The following is a 21708-nucleotide window of genomic DNA, read 5'->3' as shown; positions in this document are numbered from 1 at the left end:
TGACTCGTTTAAATTTGCAGTGTTATCAGCTTTCCGAATTGTTAAAGAGCATGGCTAAAAAAAGCCAAAGGTAAATCGTGAGATTTAGCTTTGGCCTCTCGAGCGAGAGTGGCGTCCCCTAGGGGATTCGAACCCCTGTTACCGCCGTGAAAGGGCGGTGTCCTAGGCCTCTAGACGAAGGGGACACATATGGTGGAGCTAAGCGGGATCGAACCGCTGACCTCCTGCGTGCAAAGCAGGCGCTCTCCCAGCTGAGCTATAGCCCCGAATAGTGTGGTGGGTCTGAGTGGACTTGAACCACCGACCTCACCCTTATCAGGGGTGCGCTCTAACCAGCTGAGCTACAGACCCACACCGCAATTCGCTCTAAAACCATCTGACCAAGCAATCTGTGTGGACACTTCGAGACGTGTCATCCCTAAAGGTAAGGAGGTGATCCAGCCGCAGGTTCCCCTACGGCTACCTTGTTACGACTTCACCCCAGTCATGAACCACACCGTGGTAAACGCCCTCCCGAAGGTTAAGCTATCTACTTCTGGTGCAGCCCACTCCCATGGTGTGACGGGCGGTGTGTACAAGGCCCGGGAACGTATTCACCGTAGCATTCTGATCTACGATTACTAGCGATTCCGACTTCATGGAGTCGAGTTGCAGACTCCAATCCGGACTACGACGGACTTTATGGGATTCGCTTACCATCGCTGGTTCGCCGCCCTTTGTATCCGCCATTGTAGCACGTGTGTAGCCCTGCCCGTAAGGGCCATGATGACTTGACGTCGTCCCCACCTTCCTCCGGTTTATCACCGGCAGTCTCCTTAGAGTTCCCGACCGAATCGCTGGCAACTAAGGATAAGGGTTGCGCTCGTTGCGGGACTTAACCCAACATTTCACAACACGAGCTGACGACAGCCATGCAGCACCTGTCTCAGCGTTCCCGAAGGCACCAAGGTATCTCTACCAAGTTCGCTGGATGTCAAGGGCAGGTAAGGTTCTTCGCGTTGCATCGAATTAAACCACATGCTCCACCGCTTGTGCGGGCCCCCGTCAATTCATTTGAGTTTTAACCTTGCGGCCGTACTCCCCAGGCGGTCTACTTAACGCGTTAGCTCCGAAACCCACGTCTCAAGGACACAGACTTCAAGTAGACATCGTTTACGGCGTGGACTACCAGGGTATCTAATCCTGTTTGCTCCCCACGCTTTCGTGCATGAGCGTCAGTCTTTGTCCAGGTGGCCGCCTTCGCCACTGGTATTCCTTCAGATCTCTACGCATTTCACCGCTACACCTGAAATTCTACCACCCTCTACAAGACTCTAGCTTGCCAGTTCTAAATGCAGTTCCCAGGTTGAGCCCGGGGCTTTCACATCTAGCTTAACAAGCCGCCTGCGCACGCTTTACGCCCAGTAATTCCGATTAACGCTCGCACCCTCCGTATTACCGCGGCTGCTGGCACGGAGTTAGCCGGTGCTTCTTCTGCGAGTAACGTCACAGATGAGCCGTATTAAGACTCACCCTTTCCTCCTCGCTGAAAGTGCTTTACAACCCGAAGGCCTTCTTCACACACGCGGCATGGCTGCATCAGGGTTTCCCCCATTGTGCAATATTCCCCACTGCTGCCTCCCGTAGGAGTCTGGGCCGTGTCTCAGTCCCAGTGTGGCTGATCATCCTCTCAAACCAGCTAGGGATCGTCGCCTTGGTAGGCCGTTACCCCACCAACTAGCTAATCCCATGTAGGCGCATCCGGTAGCGAGAGGTCCGAAGATCCCCCCCTTTGGTCCGTAGACGTTATGCGGTATTAGCCATCGTTTCCAATGGTTATCCCCCACTCCCGGGTAGCTTCCTACACATTACTCACCCGTCCGCCGCTCGCCGCCCATGTCTTCCCCCGAAGGTTCCGTCATGTCGCTGCCGCTCGACTTGCATGTGTTAGGCCTGCCGCCAGCGTTCAATCTGAGCCATGATCAAACTCTTCAATTAAAAGTTTGTGCTCAATGAATTGCTGAAGTGTTTGAACACTTCGAGTTCATTGAAAATTCGTTTTTGGGAATTTTCACAACCTCGAGTGCCCACACAGATTGCTTGGTCACATTGTTAAAGAACGTTCGCTTCTTCTCGAAGCGGGAGCCGCATTCTACCGACTCCGGATTTTCTGTCAAGCCCTTTGTTTCGGCCTTTTCAGAAAGCTTGAGTTTTCAGCGCTTAGCGCCTCATCTCTCAAGCGGGCCGCCATTTTACTCAGTCTTCGTTGTGGGTCAAGGCCTTTTTTCGAGGTCTTTTCCGCGAAGCCGTTCGGTGGCGACAGGGGCGGCATTATAGGGCCGGCATGAGCCGATGCAAGATCAAATTCGCGATCAATGGATCGTTTGGACAAAAAGCCGCCAAAGGGCTTTTGCACCGGGTTGTGAATAAAGTTAACATGAGCTGATATTTATTCACTTTCATGCTCCATTCCCTCACTCTTTAAGAAACTAAGCTCATGAATAAACAAGCTTTTCTCATCGTACTTGCCCTGGCCGTACTCGGCTATTTCCTGCCGGCCCTTATTGAGATCCCCGCCATGACCAGCGCCGTCTGGTTTGCCCTGGGCATTATCATCGGCGGTAGCGTGGCGCTACTGACCTCCGCCAAGGCCCCGGCCACCCGCAGCGAACATATCGATACCGTGACCCTTTATGTAGGTAACCTGCCCTATCGTGCCAACGAGCAGGCGGTACAAAACCTCTTTGCCCGTTACGGCAAGGTGCTGTCGGTACGCCTGATGAAGGACAAGCAGACCGGCCGCCGCCGCGGCTTCGGTTTTGTGGAGATGCTCAAGGAAGATGCCCAGGCCGCCATCAATGAACTCAATGACAGCCAGTTCCAGGATCGGACCCTGAAAGTACGGGAAGCAAAGGAAAGGAAGGATCAGGACAACTGATCCATGGCCAGGGGCAGATGGCGTAGCGCTGCCCCTGGAAAATAACGCCCCTTGAGGGCATCCAGTCCCTGGCTCTCCTTATTACTGTGATAGAGGGCCGCCATTCCTCCTTCTCCTTCTATATCACCGACCAATGCCCTGACCCTGTTGGCGATGGCGGTACCGGAATCCACCAGCTGCACCCTGCTGCCCAGGATCTGGCCTATCTCTTCCCTTAGCAGCGGGAAATGGGTACAGCCCAGCACCACCACATCAGGGCCGCTGTCCAGCCAGGGGCGGAGGACTTCCTCCAGTTTCGCCATCTGCACCCCCTGGCCCCTGAGCTTGCGCTCAGCCTGGGTCACCAGCTCGCTGGAGCCGATCAGGCTGACCTGGCAGTGGGGCGCGAACTCCGCGATCAACTGCCTGGTATAGGGCCGCCGTACCGTGCCCGGCGTGGCCAGCAGGCCGATATGGCCGGTACGGGAGAGGCCGGCCGCCGGCTTGATGGCCGGCACCACGCCGACGATGGGAAAATCGAAGTGCTCGCGCAGCGCCGGCAGCACCAGGGTGGAGGCGGAGTTGCAGGCCACCACCGCCAGCTCGATGTCATGACGGGCGGTCAGGGCCTCGAAGGCGCCCAGCACCCGTCTTACCAACACAGGTTCGGCCAGTTCGCCATAGGGGAAGGCTTCATCATCCATGCAGTAGATGGAGGACAGGCCCGGCAACAGCTGCTGGACCTCCCGCCAGACGGACAGGCCACCGACACCGGAATCAAAGAAGAGAAGCTGCGACATACCGCTGTTGAATTGCTGACTCAGGGCCCCCAGTCTACCTCAGGCTGGACTTTGCCGCCGCCTTGCCTATCATTTGCCCTCCATTTCAGACGATCAGGACAACTCCATGACGCCAGGTGCCGTTTACCCCGAGCAATATGACAGCCAATTGGCAGACAAGGTGGCCCGCCTCAAGGAGATGTTCGCGCCCTTCAATGCGCCCGAGCCGGAAGTGTTCCGCTCCGCCCCCGAGCATTACCGCATGCGGGCCGAGTTCCGGGTCTGGCACGACGGCGACGACCTCTACTACATCATGTTCGACCAGGCCACCAAGGCCAAGATCCGCATCGACAGCTACCCCATGGGCAGCAAGCTGATCAACGAACTGATGCCGGCCGTGCTCAGGGGCGTACGCAACAATGAACTGCTCAGGCGCAAGCTGTTCCAGGTGGAGTTCCTCACCAGCCAGAGCGGCGAGGCCGTGGTGACCCTGCTCTACCACAAGGCATTGGACGAAGCCTGGCAGGTGGAGGCCCGCCAGCTGCGCCATCAGCTTGGCCAAATCGCCAAGGTCGACATCATGGGCCGGGCCAAGAAGCAGAAGATCGTCATGGACAGGGACTTCGTGGTCGAGAAGCTGAACGTCCAGGGCCAAAGCTGGACCTTCCAGCAGGTGGAGAACAGCTTCACCCAGCCCAATGCCGGCATCAACGAGCAGATGCTGGGCTGGGCCCTGGACTGCACCCAGGGCGCCGAGGGCGACATGCTGGAGCTGTACTGCGGCAACGGCAACTTCACCCTGCCCCTGTCCCGCAACTTCCGCAAGGTGCTGGCCACGGAGATCGCCACCAGCTCGGTGGCCAGTGCCCAGTACAACATGCGCGTCAACCAGGTGGACAACGTCACCGTGGCCCGCCTGTCCGCCGAGGAGTTCACCCAGGCCATGCAGGGCGTGCGCGAATTCCGCCGCCTGCGCGGCGTTGACCTCAGCAGCTTCGACTGCCACACCATACTGGTGGATCCGCCCCGGGCCGGCCTGGATCCGGCCACCGAGCAGCTGGTCAACGGCTATGACCGCATCCTCTATATCTCCTGCAACCCGGATACCCTGGTGCACAATCTCCAGACCCTGTGTCAGGACCATGTGGTCAAGCGCCTGGCCCTGTTCGACCAGTTCCCCTATAGCCACCACATGGAATGCGGTGTGCTGCTGGAACGCCAGTGACGACAAGGCCGGTATCACCGGCCTTTAGCTTCAATACACCACCGTTTACTCCAACTTATTGGACTTCATAATCCCAACTCTTTAATCACCTACTTTTTTGCGGCTTCGTCCCCTGTTCGGCCTGTGATGTATGCCGAGCGCAGCACCGCCCAGTGGTAACTTTTTATACAAGCCACGTGACACGTCACGCCAAAAGCTATTACACTTCAGCCAGCTAACTCGTCATTACTATCGGAGGTGCCTATGACCACTGCGGCCAAACACCGTCCGTCGCTAGACAACCTATTTACCCGGCTACGCGCTCTTGATAAGAAGCTCGTTACCAGTAACGCAAAGAAGCAGCTGCTACCTGAATGGTGGGAACCGGGTCTGAAGAAATCACCAAGTGCGGCACAGCAGGCAATTATCAGCATCGCTAGAACGCTGAATTTGGAAATGTCCAGCGTGCTAGATCCCGCTCAAGAGCTTCGTTTAAAGGATTTCAGCTGCCAGTACAAAAAATCCAAAAACACACGTGACGCCGACTTGGCTGTCGCCACTTCAATAATCCACAGTGCTGCGACAACTGCCATTGAAGCAATACGCTCCGACTTTAGACCACTTCCTCCTGCCTCTGAACTGAGGAAGATGCTCCTTGATGACAGTCATCCTTGGGTAGATTTCGAACTGCTGATTGAGGTTTGCTGGAAGCACGGGATTCCCGTTTTGCATATGCCGTCACTTCCAGTTTCCAAAAAGATGGATGCTGTAGTTGTGGACGTTAACGGCCGTCCAGCTATCGCGCTGACCAAAAACCAACAACAATCTAGCTGGTTGCTGTTTCACCTTGCACATGAAATGGGCCACGTTAGCCTTGGTCATCTTCAACCAGGACAAACGTTAATCGATGAAAAGATCAGTGAAGATGAAGTAGGTTCGGATGTGCAAGAACAAGAGGCAGATTTGTACGCCTTAGAGTTGCTAACTGGTAGTTCAACCCGCCGCTACATGTCTGATAGAGGAATGAAGCCACAGCAACTTGCCGATGAAGCAAGGAGGCTAGGCACCGAGTCAATGGTTGCTCCTGGGCATATTGTTTTGAACTGGGCATTTGCTATGCACAGAAGCTCCACTAACTCATCTCGAGCAATCTGGGGAACAGCAAATACCGCACTCAAACATCTGTATCCTAAGCCGAATTGGCGGAACCGACTTCACAAATTGATAGAAGACAACCTTGATGACGAGAAGGTAACTGAAAGCGATATAGACAATCTGTTTCGGCTAACAGGAGTGGATTGTTAGTTGTGGGTTTACTGCTAGATAACGATATTGTCTACAAATTGGCTCAGATGGACATGCTTGATGGAGCTGTCGAGGCCCTTCAAGAGGGTCACGGGGCTATTTACGTTTTGAATACACTTAGATATCAGGTCAACCGTAAGAGAATGCTGAAACGCCTAGGTGAAGAAGCAGTTCAGAGAGTGTTGGCTTTCGTAGACAGTGTATCAAAATGTGAAGTCCCTGCATCGGACGAGCTGCTATTAGCGACTGAGGGAGTCAAAGGGTTAGACCCCGGAGAACTACAGTTACTGCAGGCCTTGATTGATGCCCCAACTAAAAGCCTCATGCTTACAGGAGACAAGAATTTCTTGCGAGCTCTGGCTTCATCTCAGGTTGCGGAGCTGAATACAGAGAGGCTACGAGAACGGTTCATCTGCTTTGAACAGATAGTTATGTTGCTGATTGACACATATGGATTTGAGAGAGTACGCGGTGCGGCAGCATATGCGTTGAACCAAACTGATGGAAAATGGGACGGCACTATGCACATTTGCTTTTCAGGTCGAGAAAACTCCCAAGAAGCAAATGTACGACAAGGCCTCAACTCCAATATTCGAGCACTCATAGCTGAGACTGGGAGCATTCTTTGGACTCATGAAGGCAAACACCCCACCCAAGAAGCTTCAGATACCCTTAGTTGTTCACCATCCTTCACGGATGATGATATAGAGCCACAGCCCTCCCCTTCATAGCTGCGGCTCTACTATAGGCAATTTGCTTTTCAGCCGCCTGGCCCTGTTCGACCAGTTCCCCTATAGCCACCACATGGAATGCGGTGTGCTGCTGGAACGCCAGTGACGACAAGGCCGGTATCACCGGCCTTTTTCATGTCCGTAACAAATTGACATATTATGTCCAGGATAATAAGTTGGTGGCATCATCACCAAAAGGAAAGCGGCCATGTGGGACTTTATTCTGGCCAACGGCAACCTGCCCTTCACCCTGGCCTTTGCGCTGATCCTGGCCATAGGCCTTATCCAAGTGCTGGGCCTGCTGATCGGCCTCAGCGCCGCCGAGGCCCTGGATGACGGCCTGCCCGACCTCGACCTGGACGCCCCCGGCCCCGTGGGCCAGGCCTTCGCCTGGCTCTGTTTCGGCCGCCTGCCTTTCCTGATCTGGCTGCTGCTGTGGCTGCTGACCTTCGCGCTGCTGGGCTGGACCCTGCAATGGCTGGCCCTGGGCCTCATGGGCACCCTGTTGCCGGCCCTGTGGCCGGCCCTGGCCGCCCTGGCGCTGTCACTGCCGCTGCAGCGGCGCCTGTCCCTGGCCCTGCTGCGGGTGCTGCCCACCACCGAGAGTTCGGCGGTCAGCCAGGACGCCCTGATCGGCCTGGCCGGCGAAATCAGCCAGGGCGTCGCCAGCCAACAGCGCCCCGCCGAGGTGGCGGTGGTGGACGCGCACGGCCATAAACATTACGTCATGGCCAGGCCCTATGATGATCTGACGCTGCACCCGGGGGACAAGGTCCTGCTCTTTGCCCTGGAAGACGGCATTTACCTGATCAGCCCCTTCCCGGGCTAAGTACAAGGAAGACCTATGGAAAACATGACCTTTATCCTGACGGTATCCGGCGCCGTGGTCGCCGGCCTGCTGTTCATCGGCCTCATCTTCGCCAAGCTCTATCACCGCGCCTCCAAGGAAGTGGCCTTCGTGCGCACCGGCATGGGCGGCGAAAAGGTGGTCAAGGACGGCGGCACCCTGGTGCTGCCGGTGCTGCAGGAGGTGATCGAAGTCAACATGAACACCCTGCGCCTGGAAGTGCGCCGCGCCAACGAGGCGGCCCTGATCACCCGCGACCGCATGCGGGTGGACGTGACCGCCGAGTTCTACGTGCGGGTGGCCCCGACCGTGGAAGCCATCAGCGTTGCCGCCCAGACCCTGGGTAACAGGACCCTGGAGGTGGACAGCCTCAAGTCGCTGATCGAAGGCAAGTTCGTCGACGTGCTGCGGGCCGTGGCCGCGGAAATGGCCATGGAAGAGCTGCACGAGAAGCGCTCCGACTTCGTGCAGCGGGTGCAGAACAACGTCCGCGTCGACCTGGAAAAGAACGGCCTGGAGCTGGAGTCCGTGTCCCTGACCGGCCTGGACCAGACCGATCCCAAGTATTTCCGGGTCGACAACGCCTTCGACGCCGAGGGTCTGACCCAGCTCACCAAGATCACCGAGTCCCGCCGCAAGCAGCGCAACGACATCGAGCGCGAGACCGAGGTGCAGATCCAGGAGCGCAACCTGGAGACCGAGCAGCGCTCACTGCAAATCAAGCGGGAAAGCGAATACGCCCACCTGCAGCAGGAAAAGGAAGTAGAACTGCGCCGCGCCGAACAGAGCACCGAGCTGGCCAAGGAGCGGGCATCCAAGAACCGCGAGGCGGAGCTGGCCACCATAGAGGCGGAGCGCGCCATCGAGGAAGCCCGTATTGCCAAGGAGCGCGAGGTCGAGGCCCGCGAGATCGAGAAGCGCCGCCAGCTGGAGGAAGCCGAGGTGGTGCGTCGCCGGGAGCTGGAGCTGGCCGAGCAGGAGAAGGCCATCGCCCTGGCCCGCAAATCCGAGGAGGAGTCCGCCGCCCGCGCCCAGGCCTCCGAGGCCGAGGCCAAGTCCGTGGCAGCCCAGGAAAAGGTCCGCACCGTCCAGGAAACCGCCGTCGCCGAGCGTGACAAGCAGATCGAAATCATCGAGGCCAGCAAGGCCGCCGAGATGGATGCGGTGAAGATCCGCGTCGCCGCCGAGACCGAGAAGGCCGCCGCCGAGGACCGCGCCCAGGCGCTGCTGACCGAGGCCAAGGCCCAGGCCGAGCAGGCCGAGATCCAGGCCCAGGCCGAAGCCCAGGCCGAGAAGACCCGCGCCGAGGCCAAGGCCAAGAGCTACGAAGTGGAAGCGGCCGGTAAGCGCGCCCTGCACGAAGCGGACAACACCCTGTCCAGCGAGCAGGTGGAAATGCAGCTGAAGATGGCCCTCTACAAGTACCTGCCGGACATCATCCGCGAATCCGTCAAGCCCATGGAGAACATCGACGGCATCAAGATCGTGCAGATGGACGGCTTCAGCGCCCCCGGCCTGGTCGGTGGCGAGGGCCGCAAGGAAGGCAGCGGCAATGTCGCCGACTCGGTGGCGGACGCGGCCCTGCGTTACCGCAGCCAGGCGCCGCTGGTGGACGCCCTGCTGGAGGAGATCGGCCTCAAGGACGGCATCACCCGCCTCGACAAGCTCAACCCCTGAAAAAGAAAGGCGGCCTGATGGCCGCCTTCTTTGTTCCTACTGGCCATCCTCGGCCGAGGAGCTGAAAAAGCCCAGCTTGTACATCAGCCACAACACCAGCGGCAGTATGCACATCAGCGGCAAGAACACGTCCCCCAGCTCGGGGTATTGCACCCGCAGCATCACCGAATAGGACAGGGCCCCCAGCAGGAAGCTGGCCAGGCTGGCCAGGCGGCTCTCGTCGGTCAGGGGGGCGCTGTCCAGATGCCGGCGCAGCTCGCGGATGGCCAGTACCAGCACCAGCAGCGGGAAGATGCTGAACGGCACCAGGGCATTGGTGAGGGTGGCCAGGCTGGCGTTGGCGGACAGGCCGATCAACGCGGTGAGGGCCAGGGTCCACTTGTCATTCTTCTTGAGCATCCGCCTTGTCTCCCTTTTCCCGTTTCAGGCTCTGTGCGCCCCTGGCGATCAGTTTCAGCTGCACCATGACCCTTTCCGCCAGCTCCTGGCGGGCGCCCTTGGTCATGTCCAGGGCGTTGGCGCCGGCCGAAAAAACCAGGGTCACCATGGCCTCGGACTGGATCCAGGCCTCGTTGGCATCATAGTCGCCGGTCTCGCGCAGATAGTCAGTCAGTTCGGCGATGAAGTGCTGGATCTCCCGGTTGACCGCCTGGCGAAAGGCCGGCGAGGTGCCGGAGCGCTCCCTGAGCAGCAGCCGGAACACGTTGCCGTTGTTGGCCACGAATTCCATGAAGGTCTCCACCGAGGTGCGGATCACCCCGCCCCCCGTGGCGATGCGCTGGCGCGCCTGGCGCATCAGCTGGCGCAGGGTCAGGCCGGCCTCGTCCACCAGGGTCAGGCCAAGCTCGTCCATGTCCTTGAAATGGCGATAGAAGGAGGTGGGCGCCAGGCCCGCCTCCCGGGTCACTTCCCGCAGCGACAGGTTGGAAAAGCTGGTGTCGGCGCTGAGCTGGCTGAGGGCGGCATCTATGATGGCCCTTCTGGTGCGAAACTTCTGCTGTGCTCTCGGACCCATTGCTCCATCCGGTTGTTCTGCTTGCCTTTTATGATACTCCGAATCGCCGCCCTTGTGCGGACCCGCTGTCCCGGTACAGCTGTTCACTCCCTGGCCGCCCGGATCACAGAAATAGGGCGATGCCATTGACAGGGGCTGAGCCCCGCCCTTAAATGAGCGCACACTTGTACGCCGTAATGCGAGTCCTGAATGAAAAAGCCCGCGATCCTCTGGGTCAACACCCTGTTTTTCCTGGTCACCTTCCTGGTGGCGGCCATTGGCGTGCCCTACTGGGCCCTGAGCCATGGTTTCTCCACCGGCCTGCTGGTGGCCTTCGCCCTGGTGTTCGGTTACGCCGGCATGTCCATCACCGCCGGTTACCACCGCCTCTGGTCCCACAAGACCTACCAGGCCCATCCGGCCCTGCGCTGGCTGTTCGCCCTGGGCGGCGCCCTGGCCATTCAGAACTCCATACTGCACTGGTCTTCCGACCACAGGGTTCACCACCGCCATGTGGACAACAACGACATCGACCCCTATTCCGCCGGCCGCGGCTTCTGGTATTCCCATATCGGCTGGATGCTGCGCGAATACCAGGCCGAGCGTTACGACGACTACTCCAACGTCCGCGACCTGCAGAAGGATCCGATCGTGGTCTTCCAGCACAGGCACTACCTGCTGCTGGCCCTGGTGATGAACCTGGTCCTGCCCCTGGCCATCGGCCTGGCCCTGGGTGACGTCATCGGCGCCGTGCTGCTGGTGGGCTTCATGCGCATCGTGCTGACCCACCACACCACCTTCTTCATCAACTCCCTGGCCCACATCTGGGGCAAGCGCACCTATACCGACAAGCACAGCGCCAAGGACAACGGCATCCTTGCCTTCCTGACCTTCGGCGAGGGCTACCACAACTTCCACCACACCTTCGAGAACGACTACCGCAACGGCATCCGTTGGTACCAGTTCGATCCCACTAAGTGGCTGATCCGCGGTGCCCATGCCCTGGGCCTGACCAGCCAGCTGCGCCGTACCCCAGAGGAGCTGATCCTCAAGGCCAAGCTGACCCGCCAGCTGGAGGAAAGCCAGGCCAAGGCCCCGGCCGGTGCCTGCCTCAAGGAGCTGCAGCACCGCTACGAGGAGCTGGTGGCCGCCGCCCAGTCCTACTACCAGCTGCGCAAGCGCTGGCTGCAGATGAAACAGGCCAAGCTGAAAAAAGACGTGGAGGCCCTGGCCCTGCGCGAGCAGCTGGACGAGCTCAAGGCCAGCCTGCGCCAGCAGCTCAGCCACTGGCAGCAGCTCAGGCTGCAACTGGCATGAAGGAAGGGCCGCACCATGCGGCCCTTTTTGTATCCCGGCGCCAAAAAGGCGAACATGGCCGGGTGAGCCACCAGCAGCAGCCGACACCTTGAGCCAGTCCATCCGCATCGCCACCTTCAATATTGCCTTTGACCATGAGGGTCCAGGGCAACTGGCCACCGAACTGCTGGCCGGCCAGTCCCCCCAGGCCCACAGGGTGGCGGAGATCCTGCAGCGCACCAGGCCCGACATGGTGCTGCTCACCGAATTCGACCACGACGGCAGCGGCGCCGAGCATTCCGGCCTGACGGCCTTCCAGGAGCACTTCCTGGACCACCCCCATGGCGACGCCGCGCCCATCCACTACCCCTACCGCTACCTGGTGCCCAGCAACACCGGCCTGGCCGCCGGCATCGATCTGGACGGCGACGGCAAGCTGAGCCTGCCCGGCGACGCCCAGGGCTTTGGCCACTACCACGGCCAGTACGCCATGGCGGTGCTGTCCCGTTACCCGCTGCTGCTGGAGCGGCGGCGCAGCTTCCAGCATTTCCTGTGGCGAAACATGCCGGGCGCCCTGCTGCCGGACGCCGAGCCGGGCTCGGGCAGGGGCGATTTCTATTCGCCAGAGGCCCTGGCGGTGCTGCGGCTGTCCTCCAAGAACCACCTGGATCTGCCGGTGCTGCTGCCCGGTGGCCGGGTGCTGCACCTGTTGGCCCTGCACCCCACCCCGCCGGTGTTCGACGGCCCGGAGCGGCGCAACGCCCGCCGCAACCACGACGAGATCCGCCTCTTTTGCGACTACATAGACGGCGCCGACTACCTGGTGGACGACCAGGGCCAGCGCGGCGGCCTGGCCGGGGACGCCAGCTTCGTGCTGCTGGGGGATCTCAATGCCGATCCCCATGACGGCGACGGCCTCAAGGACGCCATCCGCGCCCTGCTGGCCCATCCCAGGCTCAACACCGAGGCGGCCAGCGGCCGTTGGGTGCCGGCCTCACTGGGGGCCAGCGCCTTTGCCGCCGACAGGGATCACCAGGGCCCGAAAGGCCACTGGACCCACATCTATCCGCTGCGCCTGGATTATGTACTGCCCTCGGCGAACCTCGAGGTCACGGCCAGCGGCGTCTACTGGCCCAAACCCGGCAACACCCAGCGCCACCTGGTGGAGCAGGACGGCGACCAGGGCAAGGGTGCCTCCTCGGATCATCGCCTGGTCTGGGTCGAGATCCAGTACCCCTGACCGGCCTGACTGGCTATCATGGGCGCCATCACGGCTTAACGGACAGATCCATGGCAGACATTCGCTTGACCCAATACAGCCACGGCGCCGGCTGCGGCTGCAAGATCTCCCCCAAGGTGCTGGAGACCATACTGGCCGGCTCCCGCAGCGCCCTGTCCCACCCCGACCTGGTGGTGGGCAACGACTCCCGCGACGACGCCGCCGTCATGGATCTCGGCGACGGCACCGGCATCATCTCCACCACCGACTTCTTCATGCCCATCGTCGACGATCCGGTGGACTTCGGCCGCATCGCCGCCACCAACGCCATCTCCGACATCTACGCCATGGGCGGCCAGCCGCTGATGGCCATCGCCATCCTGGGCTGGCCGGTCAACCAGCTGCCCCCGGAGGTGGCCGGCCAGGTGATTTCCGGCGGCCGCCAGGCCTGCGAGGAGGCCGGCATCCCCCTGGCCGGCGGCCACAGCATAGACGCCCCCGAGCCCATCTTCGGCCTGGCCGTCACCGGCCGGGTACCCCTCAACCGCCTCAAGCGCAACGACAGCGCCAGGGCCGGCCACCGCCTCTACCTCAGCAAGCCGCTGGGCATCGGCATCCTCACCACGGCCGAGAAGAAGGGCCTGCTCGAGGAGCAACACCGCTTTCTGGCCCGGGACACCATGTGCCGGCTCAACAGCCTCGGCCAGCTGGTGGCCGAACTGGACGGCGTCAGCGCCATGACCGATGTCACCGGCTTCGGCCTGGCCGGCCACCTGCTGGAAATGGCCGAAGGCAGCCGGCTGACCGCCCGCCTGAACCTGACGGCGGTGCCGGTGCTGGAGGGCGTCCATCACTACCTGGCCGCCGGCGCCGTGCCGGGCGGCAGCCATCGCAACTTCGAGGCCTATGGCCACAAGCTGCCGGAACTGACCGACGAGGCGCGGCTGCTGCTGTGCGACCCCCAGACCTCCGGCGGCCTGCTGATGGCGGTGGCCCCGGAGCAGGAACAGGCGCTGCTGGCCCTGGCCACAGAGCATGGCCACCGGCTCCACCACATCGGCGAGTTCGCCGACCACGACGGCCAGCTGGTGCGCCTGGCATGAACACCCTGCCCCAGAGCCAGTTCGACGCCCTGTTCCTGGAAAACCGGCCGCTGATGGACGTGCGCGCCCCGGTGGAATTCGCCAAGGGCGCCTTCCCCTGTGCCCACAACAGGCCGCTGATGAACGACAGGGAAAGGGAGCAGGTGGGCACCTGCTACAAGCAGCAGGGCCAGCAGGCGGCCATCGAACTTGGCCATGAGCTGGTCGGCGGCCAGGTAAAGGAAGAGCGGGTGCAGTCCTGGCTGGATTTCGCCAGGGCCCATCCGGATGCGGTGCTGTACTGCTTCCGCGGCGGCATGCGCTCCCAGATAGTGCAGCGCTGGCTGGCCGAGGCCGGCGTCGAGATGCCCTATGTGCAGGGCGGCTACAAGGCCCTGCGCAGCCACCTCATCGAGGTGAACGACCGCGCCGCCCGCCGCCCCATCCACGTGGTGGCCGGCACCACGGGCTCGGGCAAGACAGAGTTCATCCAGCAATTCGCCGAGGCCGTGGATCTGGAGGGCCTGGCCGAGCACCGCGGCTCCGCCTTCGGGCGCCGCCTCAGGGCCCAGCCCAGCCCCATCGACTTCGAGAACCGCCTGGCGGTGGCCCTGCTGGAACAGCAGCGGGCGGGCATAGCGCCGCTGCTGCTGGAGGACGAATCCCGGCTAATAGGCTCCGTAGCCCTGCCGCTGAGCCTGTTCGAGGCCATGCGGGAGGCGCCGCTGTTCGTGCTGGAAGAGGAGTTCGAGGCCAGGGTGGCCCGCATCGAGAAGGACTACATCCTCGACAACCTGGCCGAGAGCCAGGCATCGCTGGGGGAAGAAGCGGGCTTCGAGCACTTTGCCGAGACCCTGCGCGCCAGCATGGGGCGGATCCGCAAGCGCCTGGGCGACCAGCGTTTCCAGCAGCTAAACGGCCTGCTGGAGGAGGCCCTGGCCGCCCAGCAGGGCGGCGACCGGGATGGTCACCGGGAATGGATCCGCATCCTGCTCAGGGACTACTACGACCCCATGTACCACTACCAGCTGGACAAGAAGGCCCACCTGATCCGGGCCAGGGGCGATCACCACGGCCTGGCCCAACAGATCCGCGCTCAGCTGGGCTGACGCCTGGCCCTGGCCACCCCCTGCAGGCTGGTCAGGGCTGCCAGCACCATGGCCCCGGCCAAGGCCGGCTGTGGGGCCTGGGGCAGGGCCAGCACCACCAGGCCGATCACCGAAGCGCCGGCCATCTGCACGAACATCAGCATGGCCGACGCCACCCCGGCCTCCTCGCCGAAGGGGGCCAGGGCATAGCTGGTGGCAGGCCCCAGGGCAAAGGCGAAGCCGGCGCAGGCCAGGGCCACCGGCAGCATGTAGGCCAGCACGGTACTGCCCGCCAGCAGGTAGGCCCCCTGCAGGCTCAGCGCCCCCAGTCCCAGCAGCACCACCGCCGTAGCCAGGCAGTTGACCCGCCCGAAGCGGCGGATCACCTGGTTGGCCAGGTAGCTGGCCGCCATGATCCACAGGCCGTTGATGCCGAACACCAGCGAGAAGGCCACCGGGCTCAGGCCCACCTGGCTGATCAGCACCTGGGGCGCCAGGGACACATAGCTCAGCACCATGCCCATGCCGGCGCCGTTGACCAGGGCGAAGCCCAGGAAACGGCCGTCACCCAGGATGCGGGCGTATTGGCGCAGGGGCAGGCCGCCCTGGACCCTGGTGTTGGCGGGCTTGGTTTCGGGCAGGAAACGGGCCATCACCGCCATCATCGCCAGCGAATAGACCACCAGCAGCCAGAACGGCGCCTGCCAGCCGAACTGCTCGGCCAGCAGCCCCCCCAGCAGGGGCGCCAGGGCCGGCACTATGTTGAGAGTGCCGTTGAGGAAGCTGTAGGCCCGGGCGCTCTCCTCCCCCTCCAGGGTGTCGCGCACCGCCGAGAAGGCCACCACAGAGGTGCCGCACACCGCCAGGCCCTGCAGCAGCCGGGAAAACACGAACAGGGCGCCGCTCTCGGCGCACACCGCCATCAGGGCGCCCGCCAGGTACAGGGCCATGCCGCCCAGGGCCACGGGCCGGCGGCCGAAGCGGTCGCACAAGGGCCCGGCGATCACCTGGCCCAGGCCCATCATCAGCAGGAACAGCGACACCGTCGACTGGATCAGGCTTTCTTCGGCGCCCAGGCCCTGGGCGATGGCAGGAATGGCGGGCAGGTAGATATCGATACCCAGGGGGCTGAACAGCACCAGGCACAGCAGCAACCATTTCAGATGGGGCACGGCAATACTCCAAAGCAGATCCGAGCGCGCATTCTGTCCCAGCCAATATATGAACACTAATGATATATTTTCAGGATATGCATTCCACATAGGAATAGACAATGGAACTCAGCCAACTGGCCAAGTGCGACCTCAACCTGTTGATCAGCCTCCAGGCCCTGCTGGAGCACCAGTCGGTAAGCAAGGCCGCCCAGTCCCTGCACCTGAGCCAGTCGGCCATGTCCAAGACCCTGGGCCGGCTGCGCCAGCTCTTTGGCGATCCTCTGTTCGTGCGCCAGGGCCAGGGGCTCAGGCCCACGGCCCGGGCCGAATCCCTGCGCCCGGCCCTGGCCGAGCTGCTGCCCCGGCTGCAGGGGCTGTTCGAGCCCCTGGCCTTTGATCCCGCCACCAGCAGCCGCAACTTCCGACTCAGCATCATCGACGGCGCCCACAGCATCTTCATGCCCGCCTGGCTGCCGGCCCTGCGCCGAGCCGCCCCCAGGGTGACCCTGGATTGCGGCGAGTGGCAGAAAGACGGCTTCGAACGCCTGGCCAAGGGCGAGCGGGATCTGGCGCTGATGGCCATGGACGAGCCCATGGCGCCCCTGCCGCCGGACTTCCACGCCAAGGTGTTGCTGGAGGACCACTACCTCTGCGTCTGCCATCGCGACAACCCCAGGCTGCAGGGCGGCTGGGATCGGGCCCGCTTCCTCGATTGGCCCCAGGTCAATGTCAGCTGCGAGACCGATCTGGTGCCCTGGCTGCCGGACTCGGTGCTCTGGGAGGCCGGGCTTCGCCGCCCGGTGGTGATGCAGGTGGCTACCCTGCAGGCAGCCCTGCAGGCGGTGCTGGTGTCGGATCTGCTCACCGTGCTGCCGGCCAGCTATGCCAACCGCATGCAGGCCATCCACCCCATCCACTGCCTGCCCCTGCCGGTCGAGCTGCCCCTGACCAAGGCCCCCCTTAAGCAGCTGCTGATCTGGCACCAGCGCCGCCACGACGACATGGGGGTACGCTGGCTGGCGGACTTCATCCTGGCCCAGGTTAAAGGGAGCGAAACCCAGCCGTAACAGCGCCATAACCTCTTATAGCCAGGCGGAATGACCTATAAGAAAAGGGTCCAAGCCGGGCCTATACAGGCACGGAACTTGGCAAAGAAAATACACTCCGAATTCTTTCGCCTGTAGAGGTGTTTATGCGCTTTTCCCTTTTGACCCTGGCCCTTGCCGGCGTCCTGGCCCCCCCATCCTGGGCCGCAGAGAACCAAGACGAGGTTGAAACCATCGAAGTGATCGGCAGCCGCATCGCCCTGCGCACCGCCACCGACAGCGTTTCCCCCATCGACATCATCAGCGGCGAGCAGCTGGCCGCCACCGGCATGACCGAGACCGCCCGGGCCCTGCAGTTCGCCGCCCCCAGCTACCACTTCCCCTTCTCGTCTGTGACCGACGGCTCCGACGCCGTGCGCCCGGCCACCCTGCGCGGCCTGAGCCCGGACCACACCCTGGTGCTGGTCAACGGCAAGCGCCGCCACGGCTCGGCCCTGGTGCACCTGTCCGGCACCGTCGGCAAGGGCAGCTCCAACGTCGACCTGAACGCCATCCCCATGAGCGCCATCAAGCGCATCGAGATCCTGCGTGACGGCGCCTCCGCCCAGTACGGCTCAGACGCCATCGCCGGCGTCATCAACGTGGTGCTCAAGGACGACGCCGAGGGCACCACAGTCGCTGCCCAGGTGGGCCAAACCTACGAAGGCGACGGCGAGCAGTGGAAGGTCGGCCTGAACCAGGGCCTGGAGCTCGGCGACGGCGGCTTCCTGAACCTGTCCTTCGAGGCCCACCACAAGAACAAGACCAACAGGGCCGGCAAGGATCCCCGCCAGCAGTACCCCAAGCTCCCGGACGGCTCCGAGGATCCCCGCGAGGCCACCTTCAACCGCCTCAACCACCATGTGGGCGACGCCGAATACGACAACCTGGGCCTGTTCGCCAACGCCGCCCTGCCGCTCGGTGACGGCGAGCTGTACGGCTTTGCCGGCATCAGTGAGCGCGAGACCCGCTCCGGCGCCTTCTACCGCCGCGCCCTGGACGGCCGCAACGTACCGGAGATCTACCCGGACGGCTTCCTGCCGCAGATCAAGCCGGAGATCCGCGACCAGTCCGTGACCCTGGGCTATGAATTCGCCTTGGGCGAATGGCAGCTGGACGCCTCCGCCGGCACCGGCAAGAATCGCTTCCGCTACGAGGTGGTCAACACCCTCAACGCCTCCCTGGGCCCGACCAGCCCCACCGCCTTCTATGCCGGCACCCTGGCAACCCGCGAGACCAACCTCAATGTGGACGGCTCCCGCTATTTCGAATTCGTCAACGACTCAGAGATCCTGCTGGCCCTAGGCGCCAGCTACCGTGAAAACGGCTACCAGGTCATGGCCGGCGAGGAAGGCTCCCATATCAAGGCCGACTTCCAGGGCAAGCCGGGCGGCAGCCAGGGCTTCGGCGGCTTCACCCCCGAATCCAGCGTCGACGAGGACCGCGACAACCTGGGCCTGTACCTGGAGCTGGAGAACCAGCTCAGCGACGCCTTCTTCTGGTCCGCGGCCCTGCGCCACGAGGACTATTCCGATTTCGGCAGCCACAACGCCTGGAAGCTGGCGGCCCGCTATGAGCTGACCGACAACCTGGCCGTGCGCGCCACCGCCAACAACGGTTTCCGCGCCCCCAGCGTGCAGCAGCTCTACTTCACCAACATCTCCACCCTGTTCGACCCGGATCCGATCACCGGCCAGCTGGTGCCCACCGACAGCGGCACCTTCAACAACCTCAGCCCCCTGGTGCAGTCCCTGGGCGTGGGCGACCTGCAGCCGGAGGAGTCCGACTCCCTGAGCCTGGGCCTGGTCTGGTCCGGCGACAACGGCCTGTCCGTGACCCTGGACGCCTACGACATCCGTATCGACGATCGCATCGTGCTGTCCTCCTCCCTGCGCGCCGACGATGACAGCCTGCCCCAGCAGGTACGGGATCTGATCCGCGCCGGCGGCGCCGAGTCGGCCCGCTTCTTCGTCAATGCCGTGGACACCAAGACCCGTGGCATTGACCTGGTGGCCACCCAGGATCTGGCCCTGGGCGGCTATGGCGACCTCAAGCTCAACCTGGCCTACGGCTACAACAAGACCGAGATCGAGGACATCCAGCTGCCCTCCATCCTGGGCGGCCTGGAAGCCAAGCTGTTCGACGACCGGGAAGTGGTGCGCATGACCCAGGCCCAGCCCCGCCACACCGGCTCCATTGGTCTGACCCACGACAAGGGCGACGTCCAGACCACGGTGCGGGTCAACTACTTCGGCACCTACACCATCGGCTACAGCGCCGAGAACGTGAAGTTCGACGCCAAGTGGGTCACCGACCTGGCGCTGCGCTACCAGGCCACCGAGCAGCTGGCCCTGACCCTGGGCGCCCAGAACCTGTTCAACGAGTACCCGGAGGCCCGCCCCGAAGACAACAACTTCAACGGCATCTTCGTCTACCCGCTGACCAATGCCCCCTTCGGCTTCAACGGCGGTTACTACTACCTGGAAGCCCAGTACCGCTTCTAAGGCGGCAAACGCAAAAAGGCCTCCCAAGGGAGGCCTTTTTTCTGCGTTGATGCTCAATACAGGCTGAAGTCCTGGATGCCGTCCTTGTCGGCCTTGCAGCGGGCGCTGTACTGCCTGCCACCGGCCTCGAACTCCAGCTCCATGGTGCCGGCATCCGGGAAGCGGCTGCCCAGCAGCTGGAAGTCCAGGCCGGCGGCCACCCTGGCCTTGGCCTCCTCGAGACAGAACAGCTTGGTGCTGCTCTTCTGCACCGTGGCGAAGGGGTTGCTGAGCGTCTTGCCGCTGCTGCTGCGCAGCTGGGCCTGGCTGGCCGCCTGCTCCGGGTTCAGCAGGGTCATCCGGATGGCGTAGACACCGGCGCCGATCACCAGCACCACCATCAGCAATTTAGCCAATCCCATGTCCATGTCCCCCAGCGGATTACCTGACAGTAAGCATAGTCCCCATGGTCGGGGTCATGCCGGGGCGGCCCCGGGGTCAGGCCTGGTCGGCGAAGAGCCCTTTCCAGATCGGGCCTGTTCCGCCCAGCACCGCATAGTTGGGGTTGCCCAGATCTTCGCTCCGGTTGAAGGTGAGGGGCTTGAGATCCAGGTCCACCAGCACGCCGCCGGCCTCCCGCACTATGGCCCAGCTGGCGGCGGTGTCCCACTCGCCGGTGGGGCCGATGCGGATATAGGCGTCGGCCCGGCCCTCGGCCACCAGGCAGGACTTGAGGCTGGCGGAGCCGTACGGCAGGGTGGCGAATTCCAGATCCGCCCTCAGCCTGGCCTTGTGGGGATCCAGCAACTGGGCGCGGCTGACGGCGATCACCGGCGGCTGGCCGCAGGGCCGGCACTGGATGGCCTGGCCGTCCCGGTAGGCGCCCTGGCCCTTGACGGCCCAATAGGTGCGTTCCCTGACCGGGGCATGGATCACCCCCAGCACAGGCTCGTTGTCCACCACCAGGGCGATGTTGACGGCGAAGTCCGGCGAGCCGTTGACGAACTCCCGGGTGCCGTCCAGGGGATCCAGCAGCCAGTAGGAGGCCCAGCGGCGCCGCACCTCAAAGGGCACATCGCAGGCTTCTTCCGAGAGGATGGGGATCTGCGGGGTCAGGCGCCGCAGTCCGGCCATCAGCACCTCGTTGGCGGCCAGATCGGCGTTGGTAACCGGGGAATCGTCGGCCTTGGTATGGGTTTCGAGGGCCTCGGAGCCGTACCAGGGCAGTATGGCGTCGCCGGCCTCCTTGGCCAGGGTGATGATGGCGTCCAACAAAGCCTCGGGGTTCATGCTGTTGCCTCGGCGCTCAGCCAGTCTTTGGCCAGCAGCAACGCCGTCAGGCTGCGGGCCTCGGAGAAGTCCTCCCGATAGCTTAGTTCATCCAGCCTGGCCAGCGGCCAGCGCACCACTTCGATGGGTTCCGGCTCGTCCCCCTCCAGCCGGGAGGGATAAAGATCCCGGGCCAGCAACAGGGTCATCTTGGCGTTGAAGTAACCCGGCGCCAGGCTGACCTGGCGCAGCTCCACCCATTCCTTGGCGCCGAAGCCAAGCTCCTCCTGGAGCTCGCGCAGGGCCGCCTCCCGGGGCGTTTCGCCCGGATCGATAAGGCCCTTGGGAAAACCCAGCTCGTAGCTGTGGCTGCCGGCGGCGTATTCCCGGGCCAGCAGCAGCTCGTCGCCCTGGATGGGCACGATCATCACCGCCCCGCGGCCGCTGCCCTTCATGCGCTCGTAGAAACGCTCGGCGCCATTGGTGAATTTCAGGTGCAGCTCTTCCAGCTTGAACAGCCGGCTCTGGGCCACGATGCGGCTGTTGAGGATCTCGGGCAGGTCTCGGGATTTCGTCATGACGGCTACGGCTGGTTAGAA

19 protein-coding genes, 3 tRNA genes and 1 rRNA gene are annotated in these 21708 nt (G+C 62.7%); 12 read left to right on the top strand and 11 right to left on the bottom strand.

Translation table 11 applies throughout. From position 1 onward, the window contains the following. Positions 1-109: 109 nt before the first annotated feature. The 4 genes from WDB71_RS00985 to WDB71_RS00970 form a co-directional block, all read right to left on the bottom strand. Positions 110-185 (bottom strand) — tRNA-Glu (locus tag WDB71_RS00985). Between the two features lie 5 nt (positions 186-190). Continuing rightward, positions 191-266 (bottom strand) — tRNA-Ala (locus WDB71_RS00980). A gap of 8 nt (positions 267-274) precedes the next feature. Continuing rightward, positions 275-351 (bottom strand) — tRNA-Ile (locus tag WDB71_RS00975). A gap of 74 nt (positions 352-425) precedes the next feature. Then, positions 426-1977: ribosomal RNA gene (locus WDB71_RS00970) — 16S ribosomal RNA — on the bottom strand. 499 nt (positions 1978-2476) lie between these two features. Here WDB71_RS00970 and WDB71_RS00965 point away from each other — a divergent pair. Then, positions 2477-2917, top strand: a complete 441-nt coding sequence (locus tag WDB71_RS00965; protein ID WP_341502797.1) for an RNA-binding protein — start codon at positions 2477-2479, stop codon at positions 2915-2917. Here the strand turns inward: WDB71_RS00965 and murI are convergent. Next, positions 2905-3696: a glutamate racemase gene (gene murI, locus WDB71_RS00960; RefSeq protein ID WP_341502796.1), complete on the bottom strand. Its 792-nt coding sequence runs from the start codon at positions 3694-3696 to the stop codon at positions 2905-2907. The two genes, WDB71_RS00965 and murI, sit on opposite strands and share 13 nt — an antisense overlap. A gap of 106 nt (positions 3697-3802) precedes the next feature. On the opposite strand from murI, the gene trmA reads away from it, so the two are divergent. The 5 genes from trmA to WDB71_RS00935 all read left to right on the top strand — a co-directional run bounded on the left by trmA (position 3803) and on the right by WDB71_RS00935 (position 9439). Next, on the top strand, positions 3803-4900 hold the full coding sequence (gene trmA, locus WDB71_RS00955; protein WP_341502795.1) for a tRNA (uridine(54)-C5)-methyltransferase TrmA: 1098 nt from the start codon (positions 3803-3805) through the stop codon (positions 4898-4900). Positions 4901-5143: 243 nt separating this feature from the next. Further along, complete coding sequence (locus tag WDB71_RS00950; RefSeq protein WP_341502794.1) at positions 5144-6184, top strand: hypothetical protein; 1041 nt, start codon at positions 5144-5146, stop codon at positions 6182-6184. Positions 6185-6186: 2 nt separating this feature from the next. Next, positions 6187-6915, top strand: a complete 729-nt coding sequence (locus WDB71_RS00945) for a hypothetical protein (RefSeq protein ID WP_341502793.1) — start codon at positions 6187-6189, stop codon at positions 6913-6915. A 208-nt stretch (positions 6916-7123) separates the two neighbouring features. After that, entirely contained in the window at positions 7124-7744 is a 621-nt protein-coding gene (locus WDB71_RS00940) for an OB-fold-containig protein (protein ID WP_341502792.1), read from the top strand. 15 nt (positions 7745-7759) lie between these two features. Further along, entirely contained in the window at positions 7760-9439 is a 1680-nt protein-coding gene (locus tag WDB71_RS00935; protein WP_341502791.1) for a flotillin domain-containing protein, read from the top strand. 36 nt (positions 9440-9475) lie between these two features. Here the strand turns inward: WDB71_RS00935 and WDB71_RS00930 are convergent, their stop codons facing one another. Both WDB71_RS00930 and fabR read right to left on the bottom strand, forming a co-directional pair. Next, on the bottom strand, positions 9476-9838 hold the full coding sequence (locus WDB71_RS00930) for a DUF1422 family protein (protein ID WP_341502790.1): 363 nt from the start codon (positions 9836-9838) through the stop codon (positions 9476-9478). Further along, positions 9822-10454 (bottom strand): HTH-type transcriptional repressor FabR, encoded by a 633-nt coding sequence (gene fabR / locus WDB71_RS00925; RefSeq protein ID WP_341502789.1) that lies wholly within the window; start codon positions 10452-10454, stop codon positions 9822-9824. The genes WDB71_RS00930 and fabR overlap by 17 nt, the downstream gene beginning before the upstream one ends. A 189-nt stretch (positions 10455-10643) precedes the next feature. Between fabR and WDB71_RS00920 the strand changes: the two genes are divergently transcribed. The 4 genes from WDB71_RS00920 (at position 10644) to mnmH (ending at position 15139) form a co-directional block, all read left to right on the top strand. Next, entirely contained in the window at positions 10644-11750 is a 1107-nt protein-coding gene (locus WDB71_RS00920) for a fatty acid desaturase (RefSeq protein ID WP_341502788.1), read from the top strand. Positions 11751-11838: 88 nt separating this feature from the next. After that, positions 11839-12969, top strand: coding sequence for an endonuclease/exonuclease/phosphatase family protein (locus WDB71_RS00915; RefSeq protein ID WP_341502787.1), 1131 nt, complete (start codon positions 11839-11841; stop codon positions 12967-12969). A 50-nt stretch (positions 12970-13019) separates the two neighbouring features. Next, a complete protein-coding gene (selD, locus tag WDB71_RS00910) occupies positions 13020-14051 on the top strand; it encodes a selenide, water dikinase SelD (protein ID WP_341502786.1) in 1032 nt (343 codons plus the stop codon). Continuing rightward, entirely contained in the window at positions 14048-15139 is a 1092-nt protein-coding gene (mnmH, locus tag WDB71_RS00905; protein ID WP_341502785.1) for a tRNA 2-selenouridine(34) synthase MnmH, read from the top strand. The genes selD and mnmH overlap by 4 nt, the downstream gene beginning before the upstream one ends. Here the strand turns inward: mnmH and WDB71_RS00900 are convergent. Further along, positions 15127-16290 (bottom strand): multidrug effflux MFS transporter, encoded by a 1164-nt coding sequence (locus WDB71_RS00900; protein ID WP_341502784.1) that lies wholly within the window; start codon positions 16288-16290, stop codon positions 15127-15129. The two genes, mnmH and WDB71_RS00900, sit on opposite strands and share 13 nt — an antisense overlap. A gap of 101 nt (positions 16291-16391) precedes the next feature. Here WDB71_RS00900 and WDB71_RS00895 point away from each other — a divergent pair, with 101 nt between their 5' ends. Beyond that, positions 16392-17339 carry a LysR family transcriptional regulator gene (locus tag WDB71_RS00895; RefSeq protein ID WP_341502783.1) on the top strand — a complete coding sequence of 316 codons (948 nt, stop codon included), beginning with the start codon at positions 16392-16394 and terminating at the stop codon, positions 17337-17339. Positions 17340-17464: 125 nt separating this feature from the next. Further along, on the top strand, positions 17465-19861 hold the full coding sequence (locus WDB71_RS00890) for a TonB-dependent receptor (protein WP_341502782.1): 2397 nt from the start codon (positions 17465-17467) through the stop codon (positions 19859-19861). Between the two features lie 53 nt (positions 19862-19914). On the opposite strand, the gene WDB71_RS00885 is transcribed toward WDB71_RS00890, so the two are convergent. From WDB71_RS00885 to nudE, 3 genes are all read right to left on the bottom strand, one after another. Continuing rightward, positions 19915-20256, bottom strand: coding sequence for a hypothetical protein (locus WDB71_RS00885; protein ID WP_341502781.1), 342 nt, complete (start codon positions 20254-20256; stop codon positions 19915-19917). A gap of 82 nt (positions 20257-20338) precedes the next feature. Next, a complete protein-coding gene (cysQ, locus tag WDB71_RS00880) occupies positions 20339-21130 on the bottom strand; it encodes a 3'(2'),5'-bisphosphate nucleotidase CysQ (protein ID WP_341502780.1) in 792 nt (263 codons plus the stop codon). Beyond that, positions 21127-21687 (bottom strand): ADP compounds hydrolase NudE, encoded by a 561-nt coding sequence (gene nudE, locus WDB71_RS00875; protein ID WP_341502779.1) that lies wholly within the window; start codon positions 21685-21687, stop codon positions 21127-21129. Before nudE ends, cysQ begins: the two co-directional genes overlap by 4 nt. Positions 21688-21708 lie beyond the last annotated feature (21 nt).

The organism is Gallaecimonas sp. GXIMD4217 (assembly GCF_038087665.1).
GTDB lineage: Bacteria > Pseudomonadota > Gammaproteobacteria > Enterobacterales > Gallaecimonadaceae > Gallaecimonas.
Note: the sequence above shows the minus strand (reverse complement) of the source record. Positions and strands in the feature narration are given on the sequence as shown.